General features: G+C 46.8%; 18 protein-coding genes and 1 pseudogene. 7 read left to right on the top strand and 12 right to left on the bottom strand.

Annotated elements, in window-relative coordinates; genetic code table 11:
- Window positions 1–64 precede the first annotated feature (64 nt).
- The 4 genes and pseudogenes from IV40_RS08565 to IV40_RS08550 all read right to left on the bottom strand — a co-directional run bounded on the left by IV40_RS08565 (window position 65) and on the right by IV40_RS08550 (window position 5157).
- The gene (locus IV40_RS08565) at window positions 65–1327 is read right to left on the bottom strand and encodes a UDP-N-acetylglucosamine 1-carboxyvinyltransferase (RefSeq protein ID WP_057770621.1); all 1263 of its coding nucleotides are present in this window, start codon (window positions 1325–1327) and stop codon (window positions 65–67) included.
- A gap of 851 nt (window positions 1328–2178) precedes the next feature.
- Window positions 2179–3777: a CTP synthase gene (locus IV40_RS08560; protein ID WP_057770619.1), complete on the bottom strand. Its 1599-nt coding sequence runs from the start codon at window positions 3775–3777 to the stop codon at window positions 2179–2181.
- A gap of 196 nt (window positions 3778–3973) precedes the next feature.
- Window positions 3974–4666 (bottom strand): annotated as a pseudogene (gene rpoE / locus IV40_RS08555) (DNA-directed RNA polymerase subunit delta).
- Window positions 4667–4710: 44 nt separating this feature from the next.
- Window positions 4711–5157 carry a YwiB family protein gene (locus IV40_RS08550; protein WP_057770617.1) on the bottom strand — a complete coding sequence of 149 codons (447 nt, stop codon included), beginning with the start codon at window positions 5155–5157 and terminating at the stop codon, window positions 4711–4713.
- A 163-nt stretch (window positions 5158–5320) separates the two neighbouring features.
- Here IV40_RS08550 and IV40_RS08545 point away from each other — a divergent pair, with 163 nt between their 5' ends.
- The 3 genes from IV40_RS08545 to IV40_RS08535 are packed head-to-tail and all read left to right on the top strand — an operon-like array spanning window position 5321 to window position 8591.
- Window positions 5321–6679, top strand: coding sequence for an HD domain-containing protein (locus IV40_RS08545; protein ID WP_057770615.1), 1359 nt, complete (start codon window positions 5321–5323; stop codon window positions 6677–6679).
- 4 nt (window positions 6680–6683) lie between these two features.
- Window positions 6684–7496, top strand: coding sequence for a sugar-phosphatase (gene yidA, locus IV40_RS08540; protein WP_057770613.1), 813 nt, complete (start codon window positions 6684–6686; stop codon window positions 7494–7496).
- A gap of 12 nt (window positions 7497–7508) precedes the next feature.
- Window positions 7509–8591 (top strand): YdcF family protein, encoded by a 1083-nt coding sequence (locus IV40_RS08535; protein ID WP_057770611.1) that lies wholly within the window; start codon window positions 7509–7511, stop codon window positions 8589–8591.
- Window positions 8592–8614: 23 nt separating this feature from the next.
- On the opposite strand, the gene IV40_RS08530 is transcribed toward IV40_RS08535, so the two are convergent.
- Window positions 8615–9370 carry a TerC family protein gene (locus IV40_RS08530; RefSeq protein ID WP_057770609.1) on the bottom strand — a complete coding sequence of 252 codons (756 nt, stop codon included), beginning with the start codon at window positions 9368–9370 and terminating at the stop codon, window positions 8615–8617.
- 171 nt (window positions 9371–9541) lie between these two features.
- Here IV40_RS08530 and mscL point away from each other — a divergent pair, with 171 nt between their 5' ends.
- Window positions 9542–9937 (top strand): large conductance mechanosensitive channel protein MscL, encoded by a 396-nt coding sequence (gene mscL, locus IV40_RS08525; protein ID WP_057770607.1) that lies wholly within the window; start codon window positions 9542–9544, stop codon window positions 9935–9937.
- Between the two features lie 125 nt (window positions 9938–10062).
- On the opposite strand, the gene IV40_RS08520 is transcribed toward mscL, so the two are convergent.
- The 5 genes from IV40_RS08520 to purR form a co-directional block, all read right to left on the bottom strand.
- Window positions 10063–10992, bottom strand: a complete 930-nt coding sequence (locus IV40_RS08520) for a YdcF family protein (protein WP_057770605.1) — start codon at window positions 10990–10992, stop codon at window positions 10063–10065.
- A gap of 74 nt (window positions 10993–11066) precedes the next feature.
- A complete protein-coding gene (locus IV40_RS08515; RefSeq protein ID WP_057770604.1) occupies window positions 11067–12071 on the bottom strand; it encodes a DNA/RNA non-specific endonuclease in 1005 nt (334 codons plus the stop codon).
- A 112-nt stretch (window positions 12072–12183) separates the two neighbouring features.
- Window positions 12184–13158, bottom strand: a complete 975-nt coding sequence (locus tag IV40_RS08510; protein WP_057770602.1) for a ribose-phosphate diphosphokinase — start codon at window positions 13156–13158, stop codon at window positions 12184–12186.
- A 95-nt stretch (window positions 13159–13253) separates the two neighbouring features.
- Window positions 13254–14645 (bottom strand): bifunctional UDP-N-acetylglucosamine diphosphorylase/glucosamine-1-phosphate N-acetyltransferase GlmU, encoded by a 1392-nt coding sequence (gene glmU, locus IV40_RS08505; protein ID WP_057770599.1) that lies wholly within the window; start codon window positions 14643–14645, stop codon window positions 13254–13256.
- Window positions 14646–14811: 166 nt separating this feature from the next.
- Complete coding sequence (gene purR, locus IV40_RS08500) at window positions 14812–15660, bottom strand: pur operon repressor (RefSeq protein WP_057770597.1); 849 nt, start codon at window positions 15658–15660, stop codon at window positions 14812–14814.
- A 327-nt stretch (window positions 15661–15987) separates the two neighbouring features.
- On the opposite strand from purR, the gene IV40_RS08495 reads away from it, so the two are divergent.
- The 3 genes from IV40_RS08495 (at window position 15988) to IV40_RS08485 (ending at window position 19059) form a co-directional block, all read left to right on the top strand.
- Window positions 15988–16653 (top strand): ABC transporter ATP-binding protein, encoded by a 666-nt coding sequence (locus IV40_RS08495; RefSeq protein ID WP_057770595.1) that lies wholly within the window; start codon window positions 15988–15990, stop codon window positions 16651–16653.
- Window positions 16654–16672: 19 nt separating this feature from the next.
- The gene (locus IV40_RS08490; protein WP_057770675.1) at window positions 16673–17443 is read left to right on the top strand and encodes an ABC transporter permease; all 771 of its coding nucleotides are present in this window, start codon (window positions 16673–16675) and stop codon (window positions 17441–17443) included.
- A 71-nt stretch (window positions 17444–17514) separates the two neighbouring features.
- The gene (locus IV40_RS08485; RefSeq protein WP_420843263.1) at window positions 17515–19059 is read left to right on the top strand and encodes a multicopper oxidase family protein; all 1545 of its coding nucleotides are present in this window, start codon (window positions 17515–17517) and stop codon (window positions 19057–19059) included.
- A gap of 50 nt (window positions 19060–19109) precedes the next feature.
- Here the strand turns inward: IV40_RS08485 and ispE are convergent, their stop codons facing one another.
- Together ispE and IV40_RS08475 are read right to left on the bottom strand one after the other, a co-directional pair.
- Window positions 19110–19985, bottom strand: coding sequence for a 4-(cytidine 5'-diphospho)-2-C-methyl-D-erythritol kinase (gene ispE / locus IV40_RS08480; protein ID WP_057770591.1), 876 nt, complete (start codon window positions 19983–19985; stop codon window positions 19110–19112).
- Window positions 19986–20091: 106 nt separating this feature from the next.
- Window positions 20092–20373, bottom strand: a complete 282-nt coding sequence (locus IV40_RS08475) for a Veg family protein (RefSeq protein ID WP_057770589.1) — start codon at window positions 20371–20373, stop codon at window positions 20092–20094.
- Window positions 20374–20427: the final 54 nt, after the last annotated feature.

Raw genomic sequence — 20427 nt, 5'->3', positions numbered from 1 at the left:
AGAGATTATTCTGTAACATAACCCCTAAATATTATCATGAATCGGCGGGGTTTGCAAACCGACTTTATTCATCGATAATTTCCACATCAGCGCCTAAGCCATGCAGTTTATCGACCACACGGTCATAGCCACGCAAAATATTTTCCACTTGTGAAATCGTTGTGATTCCACTGGCCATCAAACCAGCAATCATCAAACATGCACCGCCACGAATTTCACCAGCTGTCACTTCGGCCCCTTGCAGCTGGTCGGAATGATGCAGAATGATGACATCGTTTTGAACGGTAATGTCAGCGCCCATTCGAGTCAATTCAGGAATATGCCGGGTTCGTTTCGGATAGATCGTATCGACGATAATTCCTTCGCCTTGGCCCTTCAGCATCAGCGGCGTGATCGGCTGCTGCAGATCCGTCGCAAAGCCCGGATAGGGTGCCGTCTTAACTTGCACCATCTTCAGGTCGCCGGACGGATAAACGAAAATGCTGTCATCTTTGACATCCATCTGCACACCCATTTCTTCTAACTTAGCTAAGAAGGCATCCAAATGTTCGCTGATGATATTTTTGACATTGATGCCGTCCCCGACAGCTGCTGCCATAGATAAGTATGTGCCGGCTTCGATACGGTCTGGAATGATCGTGTGGACATTGTGTGCCTGCAGGTGTTCAGCCCCTTCAATCCGGATCACATCGGTCCCAGCCCCACGAATATTGGCGCCCATGTTGTTTAAAAACGTCGCCAAATCGATAATTTCGGGTTCTTTGGCCGCATTCTCGATCGTGGTCTTGCCATGTGCTCGAACCGCTGCCAAGATCACGTTAATCGTGGCACCGACTGAAACCATGTCTAAGAAAATTCGCGCTCCATGCAGGCCTTCATCAGGCGCCTGAATGTACATGGCCCCGTGTTCATTGGTCACACGTGCCCCCAAAGCCTGAAATCCTTTGATATGCTGGTCGATCGGACGTGGACCGATATCATCGCCGCCGGGCAGACCGACAACGGCCCGTCCGAAACGTCCTAATAAAGCTCCCATAAAATAATAGGAAGCCCGTAAACTTTTAATTTTTCCGTTTGGTAATGGTTTGGAAACAATATGGGTCGGGTCGATCTTCAGGACACTGCCCTTCAGATCCGTTGTCACATTCATGTCGGAAAGAATATCCATCAGATTATTGACGTCACTAATGCGTGGAACACTATCCAAAGTAACGGGTGTCTCTGATAAAATCGATGCTGGGATCAAAGCAACGGTGCTATTCTTAGCGCCTCCAATGACTACTTCACCAGATAGTTTTTTACCACCACGGATTCGCATTTTCTTCATTTAAAAATTCCTCACTTACGTTATCAAAAATCGTGACCACACGACAGGACACCGCAAAAAAGACGCCCTGTTATTTCTAGATCACCTGTCCCTATTCCGTTCAATCGTAGATTTATCTATTTCTAGTATAAAGAACTCGCGTCATTTTGTCAGGAATCGTATACTGAACAGTTTTGAGTCGCTTATTGAAAATCATCTAAACATAAAATTTATTTCTCTATTCAGTCCATGTTCTTTAAAGAAAGAAAATTTTCATTGCAAAACATGTTATCTAACCGCATCAAAAAGCCGGTCTGAAAGATTTTTTAAAGGTGAAATGAGTTTTCGTTAAAAATGATATAATTCAATAACCATGATAAAGAAAAATCGCCTAAAAAACAAGCGTATCCGACCACATCGCCAATATTCTGTGAATAATCTCATCAAAAAGCGGCTTTTTGAAAGCCGTTTTAGCTCCCGAAACAATCTTTTTGTGAATTTAGTTATTTTATTCTAAAAAAACTGGCACCTGCGAAATGCAGGTGCCAGTTTTACATTTTAATTCTGTTTAAATCGCATTAAATAATCGTTAGCTTGTGCCAGAGCAAACCGTTTTGAAACTTAAATTTCAAAAATCAAGGCACCTAAAAACATCTCAACCACGTTCAAAAAGCCTGACGGCCTCATTTAGCAAACTTTTCCTTGAACTGGAGCAAATAAAAAGTGTCCCATCAAATTAGGGACACTTTTTGTTCATATCAAACGCGTTCAAAGGCACTGATCACTTGCGTTTAACAGCTTTTCCTAGTGGCTCACGCCACCATGTCAAAGCTTTGTTAAGCCGCCGTGATCAAACCGGCTTTTTTCACGCTCTAGTTATTTGTGGCTGCTTTCATGAATGCCTTGAAGAGGCCTTCTGGACGCTGCGGACGGGACAAGAATTCTGGATGATACTGGCTGGCAACGAAGAACTTCTTTTCTGGCAGTTCGATGACTTCGACCAGGCGGTTATCAGGTGAGACGCCAGAGAAGACCATCCCATGGTCCGCCAAGACTTGGCGATACTTGTTGTTGAATTCGTAACGATGACGATGACGTTCTTCGATTTCAGGTTTGTTGTCATAAGCAGCTGCGGCAACTGTTCCTGGCTTCAGAACACATGGGTATAAGCCTAAGCGCTGTGTTCCACCCATGTTTTCAACGTCTTCCTGATCTGGCATCAATGAGATAATCGGATCATTTGTGGTTGGATCTGTTTCGCTGGAAGCCGCATCCTTGATGCCGACCACATCACGTGCAAATTCAACACAGGCCATCTGCATCCCTAAACAAATGCCTAAGAACGGCACATCGTTTTCACGAGCATACTTGATGGCTGCAATCTTGCCTTCTAGACCACGGTCCCCAAAACCGCCAGGAACCAAAATCCCATCGGCGTCGCCTAATAATTCTTCAGCATTTTCGTTGGTAACATCTTCAGCCTGAATACTGTTGATTTCAACGTTCGTATCCCAGTAATAACCGGCATGGCGTAACGCTTCATCAACGGAAATGTAAGCATCCTTCAGTTCGACGTACTTGCCGACCAAAGCAATCTTGACATGGCCTTTCAAGTTCTTAATCCGATCAACCAGCTTTTGCCATTCAGTCATATCAGCTTCTGGTGTCTTCAAACCTAACTTGTCGCAGACTAATTGGTCCATGCCCTGATCCCGTAACATCAATGGAATTGCGTACAATGACGGCAAATCACGGGATTCGATGACCGCTTCCGGCTTAACATCGCAGAATAAGGCAATCTTATTGCGCATTTCTTCGGTGATCGGCTTTTCAGTCCGCACCACCAAAATGTTCGGCTGGATGCCAAGGCCACGTAATTCTTTGACACTGTGCTGAGTCGGCTTCGTCTTCATTTCACCGGCAGCCCGTAAATAAGGAATCAAAGTGGTATGGATGTAGCAGACATTTTCTTCACCGACATCGGCCTTCATCTGCCGAATAGCTTCCATGAAGGGAACCGATTCAATATCGCCGACAGTCCCGCCGATTTCAGTAATGATGACATCGGAATTGGTCGTCGTTGCGGCCCGCATGATTTTTTCCTTAATCATGTTGGTAATATGCGGAATGACCTGAACGGTTGCGCCCAGATATTCCCCTTTACGTTCGCGTTCCAGCACTTCTGAATAAATCTTCCCAGTCGTGACGTTGGAATACTTATTTAAATCATTATCAATAAAGCGTTCGTAATGGCCAAGGTCAAGATCCGTTTCTGTTCCGTCATCGGTAACGAAAACTTCACCGTGCTGATAGGGATTCATTGTTCCTGGATCGACGTTGATATATGGATCAAATTTTTGAATCGTGATTTTCAAACCGCGATTTTTAAGTAAACGACCTAACGAAGCCGCTACAATACCTTTTCCGAGTGATGAAACAACGCCACCTGTTACAAAAATATACTTGGTCATGTAAAAACTCCTTTTTTAAATTCTGTTGCAATCGCAACGGGTTCTGAGCATGCGGGGATTGAAGCAACAACAAAAAATATGCTCCCTATTCGTTTCGAACAGGGAGCATATTACCGATTTGGCTTTACATACTTGTAAAGCGCCCAGACAATATAATACCCAAATTGAGCAATTCAGTCAAGGTCTTTTTATTAAATTATTGTTCGTTGTCGAGGTCGCCATTGGTGGTGTCGTCATTATCGTCGTTGCCTTCGATATGATCATCCGAATCGTCGGCTTCGTCGTTATCGTCGTCGCCGAATTCTTCTAATTGACCATGCATGCCTTCAACGAGCCCTGAATCGGGATCGTCGTCATCGGTATCGGCATCCTGGTCATCGACATCATGCAAATCTTGATCGTTTTAATGGCCGAGATCGCTCTCGTCATCTTCGGCCACCCCTTCATTATCGACGTATTCGTTGTCCTGATCTTCATCAGCCACAAAGTCGTCGTCTTCAGGATCGTCGTCATCGTAGTCAATCACGTCATCGTCATCGCTGACGTCGGCCAAGAAGGCATTGACCTTCTTGCGTTTCTTCTTGCGTGGTTGTTCCTCTTCGTCTTCCGGATGGTTGACCTCTTCGTCGACGGAGTCATATGGATACCAAGTACGAAGGCCCCATACATTGTCGCCTAAAGAAATAAAGTCCCCTACCGTATTCAGATCTGTGTAGAACTGAGGTAATCGTTCCCGAATTTCTTCATCACTTTTACCTAAGTAGCTCTGAATTTCATTCACGATATCTACGAATGGCATCACATCGCCATTTTCCTTTAAAATTGCACGTGCGACTTCGATCATGGACAACTCGTTTTTGTCTGCATCCTTAAAAACTTCCAGCTTCAAATCGGTACACGTCCTTTCAACAGTCTAGCCTTCAGTATACGCATCTAGGCCGTAAAAATCAAGCTCAGTTGGTAGTCGCCTAAGTGCTGTCCTTCGGCAAATAATTGATATTCGACATAAATTTCACCCGAAACAGGCTGGTTCTTAATGCGAATCCGCATATTCGGTGTCACCGTTTCGACGGGAATGATTCCATACGGTGTCCGGTAACGAGTCAAAACCTTTTTGCCCTGTGCGAAGAAGAGTTTCATATGGGTCGACCCGTTAGTATCGCCACGTGATAACTGAATATCGCCGTTTTGTTCGATTTTTAACGTGACGGGAATCAGACTGCCGTCATCTTCGCTTGTTTCTTTATACCGGATATACAAAGATTGTCCGATCTGCACCAATTGGCCTTTTTCATCAAAAACATGCTTTTCAGTTTCACCATTCTGAGTCACATGTGTCTCCAGATGGATTGCGATCGGAGTGCCTGTTGTCATTGCCATTCTTTGCATCACCTTTCTTTATTTCAGTTTGGTTTAATTATAATGCATTTTAGGGGAAACCCCAAAAAGAACCTGCTGGCGCCTGATGACGTTGCTGCTTGTTTTCGCTATAATAGAAGGGATTACAGAAATTGAAACCGATTTTAACTTTGGAGGTGTCAACTTGCAAGAAGCTGAATTACTGCCGCGTGAAAAAGTTTTTCGCGACCCGGTTCATAATTATATCCATGTGCAATACAAAGTCATTCTTGATCTGATCGACACACCTGAGTTTCAGCGTTTGCGCCGGATTCACCAGCTGGGCACTTCGATGTATACCTTCGATGGGGCTGAACATTCCCGTTTCTCCCATTCATTAGGCGTTTATGAAACGACTCGTGAAATCATCGAAAACTTCGAACGAAATTATCCCACTAAGACCCCAGGTGACGGCTTATGGGATGACTCCCAGAAACTCGTGGCTCTGTGTGCGGCCTTGCTCCACGATATCGGTCATGGCCCTTATTCGCACACGTTTGAACACATTTTCCACACCAATCATGAGGCGATCACTCAGGAAATCATCACCTCGCCCGCAACCGCAGTCAATAAAATCCTCCGGCAAATCAGCCCTGAATTTCCGCAGCAAGTGGCCAGTGTCATCGACCATACTTATCCAAATCCACAAGTCGTCCAGATGATTTCCAGCCAAATCGACGCCGATCGAATGGATTATCTGCTGCGGGATGCTTATTTCACTGGCACCAAGTACGGTGTTTTCGATCTGACCCGCATTCTTAGAGTGATGCGGACGTATAAAGACGGCATTGCCTTCGATCAGCAAGGCATGCATGCCGTCGAAGATTACATTGTCAGCCGTTTCCAGATGTACCAGCAGGTTTACTTCCACCCCGTTTCACGGAGTATGGAAGTGATTTTAATGCATTTGCTGCAGCGAGGCAAGGAGTTATATGAAAGCGGCCAGCTTGAAGATACACAGGCCCCGAAACTATTGATTCCCTTCTTCGAAAAAGATTTTACTTTGCAGGATTATCTCAAACTCGATGACGGTGTCTTAAATACCTACTTTATTTATTGGCGTGATTATCAAGACGATATTTTACGAGACCTAGCCGGACGTTTCTTGTTCCGGCGGCCGTTAAAATCAGCGCAATTCAACGACCAGACCAAGCATTTGATTCCGCACCTGCGAGAACTGGTCGAAGAAGCTGGGTATGACCCGAAATATTATACCGCTATCAACGACAGTTATGATCTGCCGTATGATGCGTACACCCCTGATTCGGAAGAATCGAAGACGCAGATCGAGATCATGCAGCCGGATGGTTCGCTCGAAGAATTATCGACGCTGAGTCCGATCGTCGCCGCCATCACAGGCCGGGAAACCGGTGATGAACGGTTCTATTTTCCAAAGGAAATGCTGCAAAAACCAAGTGATTCGATCGATCTGTTCAATCCTGTCTACGCTGAATTCCAGCAATACTTGCGGAACGGCGCCTTGATCGATCCCCAAAAGGAGTAAAACAATGACTATTAAACTGATTGCAACCGATATGGATGAAACTTTACTGAACGAACACAGTGCTTTGAATCCATTGACGATCGAAACGATCAAACAAGCACGGCAACAAGGCGTTTACGTCGTCCTAGCGACTGGCCGGCCTTTAGCCGGTGTCGCCAAATCTTTACAAGAATTAGGCTTAACAACCGAAAATGATTTTGTCATTACCTATAATGGGGCGCTGGTCCAAAACAGTGCCAGCGGCAAAGTCATTGTGAAGCACACTCTCAATTACGACGACTATTTAGATATTACGTATATGGCACGCAAAGTCGGCGTCCATCTGCATGCCGAAGATGAAGAAGCCATTTATACGAGCGACCAGAACATCAGCCGCTACACCGTCAATGAATGCCAGTTAGTCGATGCCCCATTGCGCTATCGGGCCATCGACCAGATTCCAAAGGATAAAATCTGGTCGAAACTGATGATGATCGATGAGCCAAAGATCCTCAAAGCTGGCGCCGCTAAATTGCCGGATTCCTTCAAAGAAAAGTATAATCTCGTCAACAGCCAGCCTTATTATTTGGAAGTCCTCAATAAAAAAGCCAGCAAGGGCAACGGGCTCCGCGACCTGGCAGCTTACTTGAACATTCCGATGACGGACGTCATGGCGCTTGGCGATCAAGCCAACGACCTCAGTATGATTGAAGCCGCCGGGTTGGGCGTTGCCATGGGGAATGCTATTCCGGCCGTCAAACAGATTGCGCAAGCCGAAACGGCCACTAATGTTGATGACGGTGTGGCGCGTGCGATTCAAAAATACGTTTTGAAATAGAGGCGGTTGCCGATGACAAATGAAATCATCCATTGGCTGACGCTCCACTGGCACCTTTTTTACAGTGCCCCAGTGATTTTTCTGGCGATCTTCCTCTTCGCCTATTATCGTGAACGACGACGGCTCGTCGATGGGGTCTGGTTCAATTTGTTCTTCTTTTCATCACTGTTCTTTCTGGCAGTCGCCATTCTCAATTCGCATAACGAGCCGCTGATTCTGGTGGCTGGAATCGGCTTCATCCTGGTCTTCTTTGTAATCACCTTCGGCTACGTTTTCAGCTTTGCCTTCCTGCTGTGGAATGCGTTCATCGTCTGGCGGCGTGAAAGCCACACACTGGGGAATATGCTGACGCTGCTGCTGGGGGCCGGTATTCTGGCACTCGATGCAGCGACAATCTGGCTGCCCCGCAAACTGCCGACGTCGGTCAACGTTTTCTTCCAGATTGCCGTCAACGGCTCAATCTTGTACTTATTGCTGTCGCTGTATAATTTCCTGACGGTGCTTGTTTTGTACCGGCTCTATTTTCCTTGGCACAATAAGAATTACATCATCGTGCTTGGCAGCGGGCTAATCAACGGCGATACCGTTCCACCGCTGCTCGCTGCCCGTATCAATCGGGGCATTCATTTTTACAAACGCCAAGTTAAAAAAGGCAAACCGCATCCGATTCTCCTCTTTTCAGGCGGACAGGGTGGCGATGAAAAGCTGCCCGAAAGTCATGCGATGCGGGACTACGCTCTAGCAGAAGGCATTCCGAAGGCGGACACTTTAGTCGAAGATCGGTCGCTGAATACCTTGCAGAATATGGCCTATTCCAAAGCCATTATTGAGCAGCGGTCCCAAGGTCAGGCCACCAAACAAATTTTTGTGACGAGTGATTATCACACCTTCCGAGCCAGTTTATTTGCCCGTGAGGTCGGTTTGAAAGCAAATGGAATCGGCGCCAAGACGTCCTTCTACTTTCTGCCGAATGCAATTATCCGGGAATACATTGCGATTTTCATGCTGCATAAGAAACGCCATGCCGTGATGATTGCCTTGATTATTCTGTTCGGATTGGCAATGGGACTCGTCGACCATTTCGCCGTTTATTAAAAAAAGCTTGAAGTCGCAAGGCTTCAAGCTTTTTTGTGTGTGCGAATCAGATGAATCGCAATCGTAATCAATACAGCACCGACCACGATACCGGCAAATAAAGCATCCGGCATCTTCCAATTCAACGGCGGCACCGAAACGAGTAATTTAAAGGCAATAAACGCAATCAGAATATACGCCATCGTCTCCAGTTCGGGAATCTTCTGCATCAGTTTGATGATTACTTCGGCGACGCCCCGCATGCACAGGATTCCAATCATCCCGCCGATTAAAACGACAACGGGATTATTCGAAATCGCCAACGACGCCAAAACGGAATCGAGTGAAAAGACGATATCCATCGCTTCGATTGAAATAACGACCCGCCAAAACAGCGAAATGCGATGGTGCCGCTTTGGGTCCGTCAAACGGGATTGGTGCGGCTTGCGTGTGCCGGACGACTGCCCATGCGCCCAAAAATACTGAAACGACAAGTAAAAGAGGTACAACGCCCCTAACACTTTGATTTCCCAAAGGTGGATTAGATAGACGCCGATTCCGATGACGATGAACCTGAATAAATAAGCGCCCCACAGCCCATAAACAAGCGACTTGCGCTGCTGGGTGTGGTCAGGCAGAATCTGGGTCTGAGCGGCCAGAACGATTGCGTTATCGACGGACAGCAGACATTCCATCAGGACCAGCGACAAAATCACCGCCCAATCGCTGCCAGAGGTAATCACGTGCTGCCAATTGCTTAATTTAAAAAAAGGCGCATACAGCTGCCAGAGCCAATTCATTTATTTCATCACTTTTCTAATTGATTTCATCATTATTTTCATCTATTCAAGACAATAACACAAGTCGCTCAAATTTTTCAGATTAAATCGTTTCCAATTTGATTTTGACACTCAAAAGCGCTCCCATTTCCGGTATACTGGAGAAGAAAAGAATTGAAGGAGGAATTTATTGTGCTGAAAGAATTTCGAAATTTCTTAATGCAGGGGAATGTTTTAGACATGGCAGTCGGCATCATCGTTGGGGCTGCTTTCAGCGGAATCGTCAAGGCACTGACCGATGATCTGATCAATCCGATCATCGCCATCTTCACTCGCAGCGCCAATTTGAGCAGTATCACCTTTAAGATTGGACCGGCCGTTTTCAAGATTGGGACCTTCTTAAATGCAATCATCAACTTCCTGATTATCATGTTCGTGGTCTTCCTGATTGTCAAGGGGGCCAATAAGGTCCGTGAAATGACCCATCATGATAAAGACGCCGAAACACCGGCACCTACTCAGGATGAAGTTTACTTAAAAGAAATCCGTGATTTGCTGAAAGAGCAAAATAAAGAAAACGTGGAATAAACACGAGTGTGACACAAGTCGGGTTGTTCATGTGGAACTGATTTAAACGTCCCTACTTGCACTTGAGAACACGTTTCAATATCCGACCTAAAAATTGTGCTTGAATCGAATTCAAGCACAATTTTTTATTGCATCAATAACCACACCAAAACGCCCCAGACAACGGCACCAATCACGTAGGCCGGCCATTTCAGCAGCACAATGCCGGCATCGTCACGAATCATGGCAGTCATCAATCGGTTTAACGGCGTATCAGCGCCACAACCACGCCACGACAACTTTTGCTTGCGGGCCATCATAGTCGCCCGCAGGACATGAAAATTACTGGTAACGACCACTGGCCGCTGAAATTGTCGTTGCTGAATGATTTTTTCTGAAAACTGGAGATTTTGGAAAGTCGAACGTGCCTGGTTTTCTAAAATAATTTGTCCCTGCGGAATTTGATGGGCCAGCAAATAGGCCTGCATTGCTTCAGCTTCCGTTCCCTTTTGACCTGGGTCACGGCCGCCGCTGACAATTAAATAGGCCTGGTTGTTCTGCTGTGCAACAACGATTCCTTTTTGCAACCGTTTTTCGAGTGTAATAGTCGGCTGTCCATTCGGCTTTAGTGCCGCTCCTAAAATAACAACGACATCAAACGGACCATGCGGCGGAAACAGCAGCATCAGCCCAGTACTGAGCCAATAAGCCGCAATTCCCAGCGCCGAATAGCTGACTAGAATCACCCCTAACTTATTCAGAACGTTCCAGAGGCCTGAGTCAAAAAACGGTCCCCAAGTCAAAATCAGAAAAGCGGTTAAAATGACGATCTCCGTTAACAGAAATTTAACCCGATGACTCCACCGCTCATGCTTGAAATACTGGGCATTGGTGCGGATTAGGGCAATGATGCCCAGCAGCAGGATGATTCGAATGAGCCACCGATTCTGAAGCCATGGCGTAATGACAGGTGCGGCAATCAACAGGATTCCTAGTGCACCGAAATAGCCGCTTATGATCTGACGGGGATCACGCCAGAATAGATAACCGGCAACGACCAATAACAGCCATCCCATTCAAACACCCCCTTTTCTATTAGGATAACAAAAAGCCGCAGCAATTCGGTTGCTGGGGCTTCTTTTTTGACAAATTATGGACGGGCATACTGATTCCCACGACTAGCTTGGGTGGCGCCAGAGTTTTGGGCATCCGTTATCGACATCAACGAATAATTACTTGGATTGGTGACCTGCGAATAATATTTATGACTCTGCGACACATAAACCTGTCCAGCTGGTGCCGTCGTCCAGCCCCCTTGTGTCGAGGCAGGAGCGGTGGCCGTGCTCTGCTGTGTCGTTGTCGAAGCAGCCGTCTGCCGCTGTGAGCGTGCCGGCTTGACGTACGGCGTCGCATTGCTGGAAGCATCCGTATAGTTCAATTTGATGCCTTCCACAGAATTGATGACGACGACCTGCCGATTCAAAGTGCCATCCGACGATTTAACGTTGACGATTGAGCCACGTGGCATCGTTTCTTGCTTATGATAGATGGGCACGGTCTTGTATTCAATCGTAGCTGTTGAATTGGGATGTGCTTTCCAATAATCTTCAGCCAATTCCTCTGGATACCGCATCCCGCCGTCTTGATCGGCACCGACGTTCTGCGGGCGGGTCCCAGTCGTAAAGTTGGCCGCCGACGTATAAGACTTGGCGCCTAATAAACTATCGGCGATCGAGTGGCTGCGATTGTATAAATACCCATGATAGGTCCGGCCAGTCAAATGATAGGTAATGGCGACGATCGGATTGGAAGCCGGCCAGCCAGTCGGCTCCAGCGGCGTTCCCTGCCGGCCGCCGATCGAATCCGAATATTCCTGATAGGTCAAAACGGCTTTGGCAGTGGCAGCTCGGCCATACTGATCAGTTTTAAACTGATAATCGCCAGCATTCATGCCCTTGAAGCCCTTTGTATCGGCCTTGCCATTCGTAAAATAATAATTCTGCGTTGGTCCAGCCGATTGTTGATTCGTATATTTGACTAATTCCTTGCGGATTTTTTTGATGTTCGTTGTTTTGGCTTGCGCCGGCTGTGCGCCCACTAGCACAAACGACACGAATGCACCCAACGACACCAATAAACGTGTTGCTTTTTTCATGCTTCAAACTCCTCCAATAAATGCGCTAATGTCATTATAACAGTCCCATTCAGCGAATTTAAGCACTAAAAAGCGGACTGCGTCGAAACACAGTCCGCTTTTAAAATCATTTTTACTTCTTTGTATACCGGTTATTGAATAAGGAGCTGACTGGCCGGTTTTCGTGGACACGTTTGATGGCATCGCCAATCAGGTTGCCGACGGAAACTTGGACCATTTTGTCAATTCGTTTGTCTTCTGGAATGTTGATCGAGTCGGTCACAACGAGTTGTTTAATGACAGAATCATTCAGCCGCTTGGTGGCAGGACCTGAAAGAACGGCATGCGTGGCACACGCATAAACTTCGGTGGCACCAGCGTCTTTCAAAGCTTGTGCAGCTAACGTGATTGTCCCAGCGGTATCGATCATATCATCGATGATAATCGCACGTTTACCATCGACATTTCCAATGATATTCATGATCTCGGCCACGTTTGGACGTGGACGGCGCTTATCGATAATTGCGATCGGAGCATGCAAAAATTCAGCTAACTTACGAGCACGGGTCACACCACCATGATCAGGTGAAACCACAACGGCATCTTCTTCAAGATGGTTGGACAGGAAGTAATCGGCTAACAACGGTGCCCCCATCAAATGATCGACCGGAATATCGAAGAAGCCCTGGATTTGTGCGGCATGCAAGTCGAGTGCTAACACACGATCTACCCCAGCACGTTCCAGCATGTTCGCAACTAATTTAGCGGTAATTGGTTCACGGGAACGCGTCTTGCGGTCCTGACGGGCATAACCATAATAAGGAATGACCGCATTGATCGTATTGGCACTCGCACGCCGTAAAGCATCGATCATAATCAGCAATTCCATTAAATTATCATTAACGGGATCTGATGTGGACTGAACCAGATAGATATCGTCGCCACGAATACTTTCTTCAATGTTAATTTGAATTTCACCATCGCTAAAACGAGTGATGGATGACTTTCCGAGCTGGACACCGACCGCTTTCGCAATTTTTTCTGCTAACGGTTTATTCGAGTTCAGTGCAAAGATCTTAAGCTTCGGATCAGAATAATGTTCAGACATATTTTCCTCCATTGGTTGTCAATCAGCAATAAATACTCCAGTAAAATTTTAGAGATTTTCTGACAATAAATCAACCCCTTTTAGGAATCTATTTTCTATTCATTCCAATCTTTATCTTTGGCGATCGGTAATTTTTCCCAATAACCGTCTTTATTGACCTGACGTGCACGGGCAATCGCCATGGCATGATACGGAATACCATCGGTGATGGTCGAGCCGGCAGCGATGAAGGAATGATCAGCAACATCAACAGGTGCAACGATGTTGGAGTTGCTGCCGATGAAGGCATGGTCGCCGACATTGGTATGCCACTTCTTGACACCGTCGTAGTTGACGAAAACGACGCCGCAGCCGACATTGATGTCGGACCCAAGTGTCGCATCGCCGACATAGCTCAAATGTCCAACTTTAGTGCGTGCCCCGATAGTCGCCTTCTTGACTTCGCAGAAGTTGCCGATATGAACGGATTCGCCGATATCGGATTGTGGACGCAGATGGCTGTTCGGCCCAATATCACTGTGACTGTGCATGATTGAATCTTCAATCGTCGAACTTGTTACCGTGACATGGTCTTCCAAAGTCGAATCTGAAATCGTGGAGTTGGCCCCGATGTAGCAATCTGAGCCGATCACCGTTTTGCCCTTTAGCTGGACATCTGCTTCAATCGTCGTGTCATTGCCAATCTTAACGCCGACATCGATATAAGTCGATTCAGGATTGATCATCGAGACCCCATCCCGCATGTGAGCTTCATTGATACGCCGACGCATCACTTTGTTAGCAGCGGCTAAAGCAATCCGATCGTTGCAGCCCATTGCTTCATCAAAGTCAGCCATCTTATAAGCAGCGATGACTTCGCCTTCATGCTTCATAATTTCGATAACATCCGTCAGATAATACTCGCCCTGAGCGTTGTTATTCTTGACTTTGTGCAAAGCGGCAAATAATTTCTGGTTATCGAAACAGAAAACACCAGTATTGATTTCATGAATCTTCTTTTCGGTTTGAGAAGCATCTTTTTGTTCGACGATTTTTTCGACGGTGCCCAAATCATTGCGGACAATCCGGCCGTAACCGAATGGGTCTGGGGCTTGCGCCGTTAAAATGGTTGCAGCGGCTTTTTTATCCTGATGATAGGCAAATAATTTTTCAAAGGTTTCTGATGTCAGCAATGGCGTATCCCCGCTGACAACGAGCGTCATGCCTTCCTTGTCGCCTAACACTTTTTCGGCCTGCAAAACGGCATTGGCCGTGCCAAGCTGCTTTTCCTGCAGGGCATATTCGGTCCGGTCGCCTAAAGCTTTTTCAACCTGTTCGGCACCATGGCCGACGACTGTGACGATTTCCTCAGGGTGGACGGCTTCAGCCTGGGTCAAAACCAGGTCGACCATTGGCTTGCCGCACACCTTATGCAGCACCTTGTAAAGTTTCGATTTCATCCGTGTTCCCTGGCCAGCTGCCAGGATTACCGTGTATCTAGCTGTCATGCTTGCGTCCTCATTTCCTTAGGTATACCCATTTTTTGTATTTACTCATTTATCATAGCTTAAGCCCTGCTGAACCGCAAGCGGAGAGCCGGTCCTGTTTAAGGCCAATTACAAATCGCAAAAAGGGCACCGGCTTTTGCCGATGCCCTTTAAAACTTCATTAAGATTACTGCGGGTCGCGTTTCCCTAATTCGGGATTATTTTCGAAATAGTTTCCGGTCGTGACATGCAGGGTTTTGTCGAGTGTATTGATTTGGTCGACTTTCAGCAAAGATGTGTAATCTTCCACTAAATGCTGGCCCTCAAAGGCAGCTTCGGCAAAAACGGTAATGCCGACTGTTTCGGCATCGAATTCTTCAATCAGGCTCTTCATCCCGTTGACCGTGCCGCCGCCCTTCATAAAGTCATCAACGATTAGGACACGGGCCCCGCTCTTCAGGCTGCGTTTGGACAATTCCATTTTTTCGATTCGTGACGACGAACCAGAAACGTAATTGACACTGATTGTCGAACCCTCAGTGATTTTCGAATCACGCCGCACAATGACAAACGGCACATTTAAGAATTCAGCGGTCGATTGGGCGATCGGAATTCCCTTTGTGGCCACTGTCATAACGGCATCGACCCGTTCATTGACGTATTGTGTCGAAATGGCCCGGCCAATCTGTTCCAAAATCATCGGATCGCCCAGCAAGTCGGATAAGTAGACGTAGCCGCCTGGCAATAACCGATCGCTGGTCGACATTTTTTTAGCCATCGCATCGATAAATTTAGCGGCATCTTCCTTCGTAATCGTCGGAATATAACGGACCCCGCCGGCGGCACCAGGAATTGTCTCTAAAATCCCGGTCCCACGCTGTTTGAAGGTTCGACGTATGATTCCCAGGTCTTCACTGATTGAAGATTTGGCCGATTCATAGCGTGCCGCAAAAAAAGTCAACGGCACCAATGTTCGTGGACGAGCCAATAAATACCGTGTCATGTCGATCAATCGTTCGCTTCTTCTTACTTTCATATTTACACCTCATACTTCTTTGAACCACACAAAAACCGTGACGATACTCTGACCGCCACTCACCTATGTTTTTCCTTACCGTACGCACCATTTGTCCGTACGCTCTAATCAGACTTTTCAATTATATAGATATTCTAGTAAAAAAGGTAGCCTTTTTCTGTTTTTTTGCGAAAACGTTCCGTTTTTAATCCATTTTATTTCCGATTTAATTTAAAATTCCTGATTTTGTCCGGAAATCAGGCCTTTTTAACAGGTTCTAAACGGAGAATGTTGTATAATGAAAGTTAGAGCTAGATTATAATCATTTTAAAGAAGGAAGGAATTGTCGTGGGCACAATTTTACAACTCGATCATGTGAGCTACACCGCTGACAAGAGTCAGATTCTCTCCGACATCAGCTTTTCAGTCGCCGAACAGGAATATTTGACGATCAGCGGCCCGTCTGGGAGCGGGAAAAGTACCTTGCTGCGGGTGATTTCGTCACTGATTACCCAAACAAGCGGTACCGTCAATTTTAAAGGAAAAAGCAGTCTCGATTACGATCCGACCGAATACCGGCGTCACGTTTCTTATTGTTTCCAGCAGCCGCAATTATTCGGCAACACGGTGAAGGATAATCTTACCTTTCCATTTGAAATTCGGAATCAGCCGTTCGATCAGAAGAAGGCGACCGACTCATTGCAATACGTCGGACTTTCTGCTGGCGATCTCGATAAAAACATCAATGCCCTCTCTGGTGGGGAAAAACAGCGGGTCGCATTGATTCGGAACGTCCTCTTCCCGCCCGACATCCTCCTAGCCGATGAAGTCACTGCCGGCTTGGATGATACCAGTAAGGAGATTGTCCACAAGCTGCTCAAGCATCTGAATCAAGATCGCAAGATGACGCTGATTTCAGTCACCCACGATGACAGTGAAATCAGAGACGCCGCAAAATTGTATAACATCGTGGCCGGAAAATTGGAGGTGCCGACAAATGATCAACAGCAATAATTTTATTTTAATGGGTGCCATGAACACCAAGAACCTGCAGGTCAGTCCGTTTTCACTTGTTTTAGCAGCCTCGCTGGTGCTGGTCGCCGTCCTAATCAGTCAATGGCAGAAATTGGGCTTGACCAAGGATCTGTTAGTCGCCGCCATTCGAGCCGTCATTCAATTGACGATCGTCGGCTTTATCTTAAAGTACATTTTCCGAATCAATAATGCGTGGCTGACCGGCCTGATGATTTTGTTCATCATTTTCAACGCAGCGTACAATGCCCATAAACGGGCCGCTGGGATTCCGAAATCCTTCCCAATCTCGCTGATTGCCATTTTTACAGCGACCATCCTGTCGCTAGTCATCCTAGTGGTGACTGGTGCCGTCAAGTTTATTCCGTCCCAGACGATTCCAATCACTGGGATGATTGCCGGCCAAGCTATGGTTGCTGATGGCTTAGCCTATCGCAGTCTGAACAGTAGTTTTCACGACCGCCGGGAACAAGTTTTGGAAAAATTGGCTTTAGGCGCTAACGTCAAACAAGCATCTGAAGGTATTATTCGGGACAGCATCAAAAACGGGATGGCCCCATCGATCGATTCCGTCAAAACGATGGGAATCGTCAACCTGCCCGGGATGATGTCCGGTTTAATGTTTGCCGGCGTCGATCCGTTGCAGGCCGTTGAATACCAGATTATGACTGTCTTCATGATTTTGGCCACAACGAGTTTGAGTGCCTTCATTGCCGTCTACTTAGCTTACAAGCAGTTCTACAACGATCGGGATCAGCTCGTTCGGGATTAACCTTTATTTTTGTTTCAGAGCGTGTAAAATAGGCCTTGAAAGCGCCTTGATTAAGAAAGAAGTGGATGAAAGTGACAGAGAAAAAAGTGTACACAGACTATTTTTTTGATGAACCAGCTTTTAACACACATGATGGCGGGTATATTCCGTTAGTTGAAGCGGATGCCCCGCAAAAACCATTGGCCATTCCGCCATTGCTGAAGCCGGATCAGGAAACTGAGACGGATACTTGGTATACAGTCGATGCTCAGACCGGCGAATCGCAATTGCTGCCTGGTGCCAAGACCAAGACTTGGGGGTACAATGCCCCACTCTTAGGCCAAACAATTGTTTTTCAAGATGGCAAACATATCCATGTTACCCTGAAGAACGACCTGCCTGAATTGACAACTTTCCATTGGCATGGTCTGAATGTTTCCGGTCCTTACGTTGACGGCGGCTGTCACGCCCCTGTTTATCCAGGCGAAACCAAACAAATTGATTTCACGCTGCATCAGCATGCTGCAACGACTTGGCTTCACGCCCATCCATGTCCAGAAACAGCCATTCAAGTTTGGCATGGCCTAGCAACTCTGGTTTACGTCAAGGATGAAGCCGAAAGTAAAATGCCATTACCACGCAATTATGGGGTTGATGACATTCCGATTATTTTACAAGACCGTCGTTTCCATGAAAACAATCAGTGGGATTACGAAGCTGATTACGATCCCGACGGTGTTCAAGGCCCAACCGCAATGATCAACGGCACAATCAATCCTTATTTCGATGTCACGACCCAAAAAGTCCGCCTGCGCATCTTGGATGGTTCCAACCGGCGCGAATGGCGTCTGCATTTCAGCGATGACCTTGAATTTGCCCAAGTCGGTTCCGATGGCGGCATTATGCCAGAACCCGTCTACATGAATAAAGTGATGATTACCTGTGCGGAACGGGATGAAATCATCGTCGATTTCGGCCAATATCACGCTGGTGATGTCGTCACCCTCTACTCTGACGATGTCCCATTGGTCCGCTTCAGAATCCATGATTACAAACCTGACAATTCCAAACTGCCGGATCACTTAGCCGACATTACTTATCCAGATGTCACACCTGGTTCGCAAGTCCACAAGGTCACACTCGATGGCATGGACGAACAAGTTGCTTTGAATGGCAAGAAGTTCGATATGCAGCGGATTGATGACCGCCAGCAAGTCGGCACGACCGAAATTTGGGAAATCACCAATACCAACGATGCCAAGAACGGCATGGTCCATCCCTATCACATGCATGGAACGCAATTCTTAGTCTTGTCCCGGAACGGCAAGGAACCGTATCCGAACGAACATGGCTACAAAGATACAGTCGGTGTCAATCCGCAGGAAACTGTCCGAATCAAAGCCAAGTTCGATTATCCGGGTGTGTATATGTACCATTGCCACATCATCGAACATGAAGATGGCGGCATGATGGGCCAATTCCAGACTTATACCCCAACTGATCCTAATAAGAAGTATAAGCTGATGGACATGGACACCTTAATGAACGCCCTTGCCAAAGAACGTGGCGTCAAGATGGACGATGTCTGGACGCCAGAAAATCCGAAGCCAAAAGAATCGAATGAAGATTTGAAGTAATTTAATTTTAAGCACAACCTAAAAAGCTTCCTAACTGCCATTTTGCGCAGCTAGGAAGCTTTTTTATTCAATTCGCACGGCTGCACTAGATAAACTTCTTTGCAGAAGCCATGCAGACTGTTGCAAATATGCTGAGCCCGTGAATACTTGCGGCACAAGCCGAATACCGTCGGCCCGCTGCCGCTCATTTGGGCTGCATCGGCACCGAATTTCAGCATCTGACGCTTGAGATGGGTAATTTCCGGATAACGCCGAGCCGTCACTTCTTCCAAAACATTGCCCATGCCAGCACACATCTGGTCGAACGAGTGCGCTTTGATGCCGGCAATCACCGCACGTGTATCGGGATGCTGGTTCAAATCCCGATACGATAAATGGTTGAGCACACTCGGGGTTGACACACTGATGCGTGGTTTGGCTAAGACAACCCAAAACGGCGGCAACTCGCCCAAGGGCCGAATCTGGTCGCCTTTTCCGGTCACGAGCGCCGTTCGGCTGTAAACACAGTACGGCACATCGGAGTCGATTGTCAGCCCGATTTCGGCTAATTCAGCCAGACTCAAATCCAGATGCCAGAGCTGATTGAGCCCCCGCAAAACGGCCGCTGCATCAGCACTGCCGCCGCCCAGTCCGGCCGCAACCGGAATATGCTTCGTAATGGCGATTTGAACCCCGCCGGCAATATTAAATTTTTTTTGCAGCGTCCGAGCCGCCTGATACGCCAAATTGCGCTGATCCTCAGGCAAAAAGCCGCTATCTGTCCGGACTTCGATAGCCGGTGCGGCTGTCAGTTTTAAATGGACATAATCGGCCAGATCAACTGAAGTCATCACCATTTCCCACTCATGCCGGCCATCATCAGAATGCCGAAACAACGCATCCAGGCTTAAATTGATCTTTGCGGGCGCTTTTTCGATTCTTTCCATGTCAGCTCACCATGATCCTAAGTTTATTACTCTTAATTTACCAAAAATCTTGTTTGTTTGCACAAATTTTTCCACAAAAAAAGAGCTTTACCAGCTCTTTTGATTATTAGGAAACTTTTGCTTGATCCTCTGTCGATGCATCATCTGATTGATCGGCAGCAAATTTAATTTCAATGGACTTGGTGAGGACATCGGCATAACTATAAGAAACGTGCTCGAAAGAGTTTTCGTCTTGATCGAGATCCACAACAAAAACAGCCGGATAAGTTTCTTTCAGGGTGCCTTTACGCTTTGTAACCTTCTTGCGTCCTGCTTGTGCTACAACCATTAACTTCTCTCCGACTCTATCATCCAGTCGATGTTTAATGCTAGCTAGTGTAACTGGCATGCGCTTCACCTCTTCTGAATGAAATTATAGCACGTTTGCGGAAAGTTTGCAATT

Origin of the sequence: Lactobacillus selangorensis, assembly GCF_001437205.1 — a bacterium.
Lineage (GTDB): Bacteria > Bacillota > Bacilli > Lactobacillales > Lactobacillaceae > Paralactobacillus > Paralactobacillus selangorensis.
Note: the sequence above shows the minus strand (reverse complement) of the source record. Positions and strands in the feature narration are given on the sequence as shown.

Excerpts from the sequence above, each read along its gene's own strand:
- IV40_RS08565 (WP_057770621.1), bottom strand. The coding sequence starts at position 1,327 with ATGAAGAAAATGCGAATCCGTGGTGGTAAAAAACTATCTGGTGAAGTA.
- IV40_RS08560 (WP_057770619.1), bottom strand. The coding sequence starts at position 3,777 with ATGACCAAGTATATTTTTGTAACAGGTGGCGTTGTTTCATCACTCGGA.
- IV40_RS08550 (WP_057770617.1), bottom strand. The coding sequence starts at position 5,157 with ATGGCAATGACAACAGGCACTCCGATCGCAATCCATCTGGAGACACAT.
- yidA (WP_057770613.1), top strand. The coding sequence starts at position 6,684 with ATGACTATTAAACTGATTGCAACCGATATGGATGAAACTTTACTGAAC.
- IV40_RS08535 (WP_057770611.1), top strand. The coding sequence starts at position 7,509 with ATGACAAATGAAATCATCCATTGGCTGACGCTCCACTGGCACCTTTTT.
- IV40_RS08530 (WP_057770609.1), bottom strand. The coding sequence starts at position 9,370 with ATGAATTGGCTCTGGCAGCTGTATGCGCCTTTTTTTAAATTAAGCAAT.
- IV40_RS08520 (WP_057770605.1), bottom strand. The coding sequence starts at position 10,992 with ATGGGATGGCTGTTATTGGTCGTTGCCGGTTATCTATTCTGGCGTGAT.
- IV40_RS08515 (WP_057770604.1), bottom strand. The coding sequence starts at position 12,071 with ATGAAAAAAGCAACACGTTTATTGGTGTCGTTGGGTGCATTCGTGTCG.
- IV40_RS08510 (WP_057770602.1), bottom strand. The coding sequence starts at position 13,158 with ATGTCTGAACATTATTCTGATCCGAAGCTTAAGATCTTTGCACTGAAC.
- glmU (WP_057770599.1), bottom strand. The coding sequence starts at position 14,645 with ATGACAGCTAGATACACGGTAATCCTGGCAGCTGGCCAGGGAACACGG.
- purR (WP_057770597.1), bottom strand. The coding sequence starts at position 15,660 with ATGAAAGTAAGAAGAAGCGAACGATTGATCGACATGACACGGTATTTA.
- IV40_RS08490 (WP_057770675.1), top strand. The coding sequence starts at position 16,673 with ATGAACACCAAGAACCTGCAGGTCAGTCCGTTTTCACTTGTTTTAGCA.
- ispE (WP_057770591.1), bottom strand. The coding sequence starts at position 19,985 with ATGGAAAGAATCGAAAAAGCGCCCGCAAAGATCAATTTAAGCCTGGAT.
- IV40_RS08475 (WP_057770589.1), bottom strand. The coding sequence starts at position 20,373 with ATGCCAGTTACACTAGCTAGCATTAAACATCGACTGGATGATAGAGTC.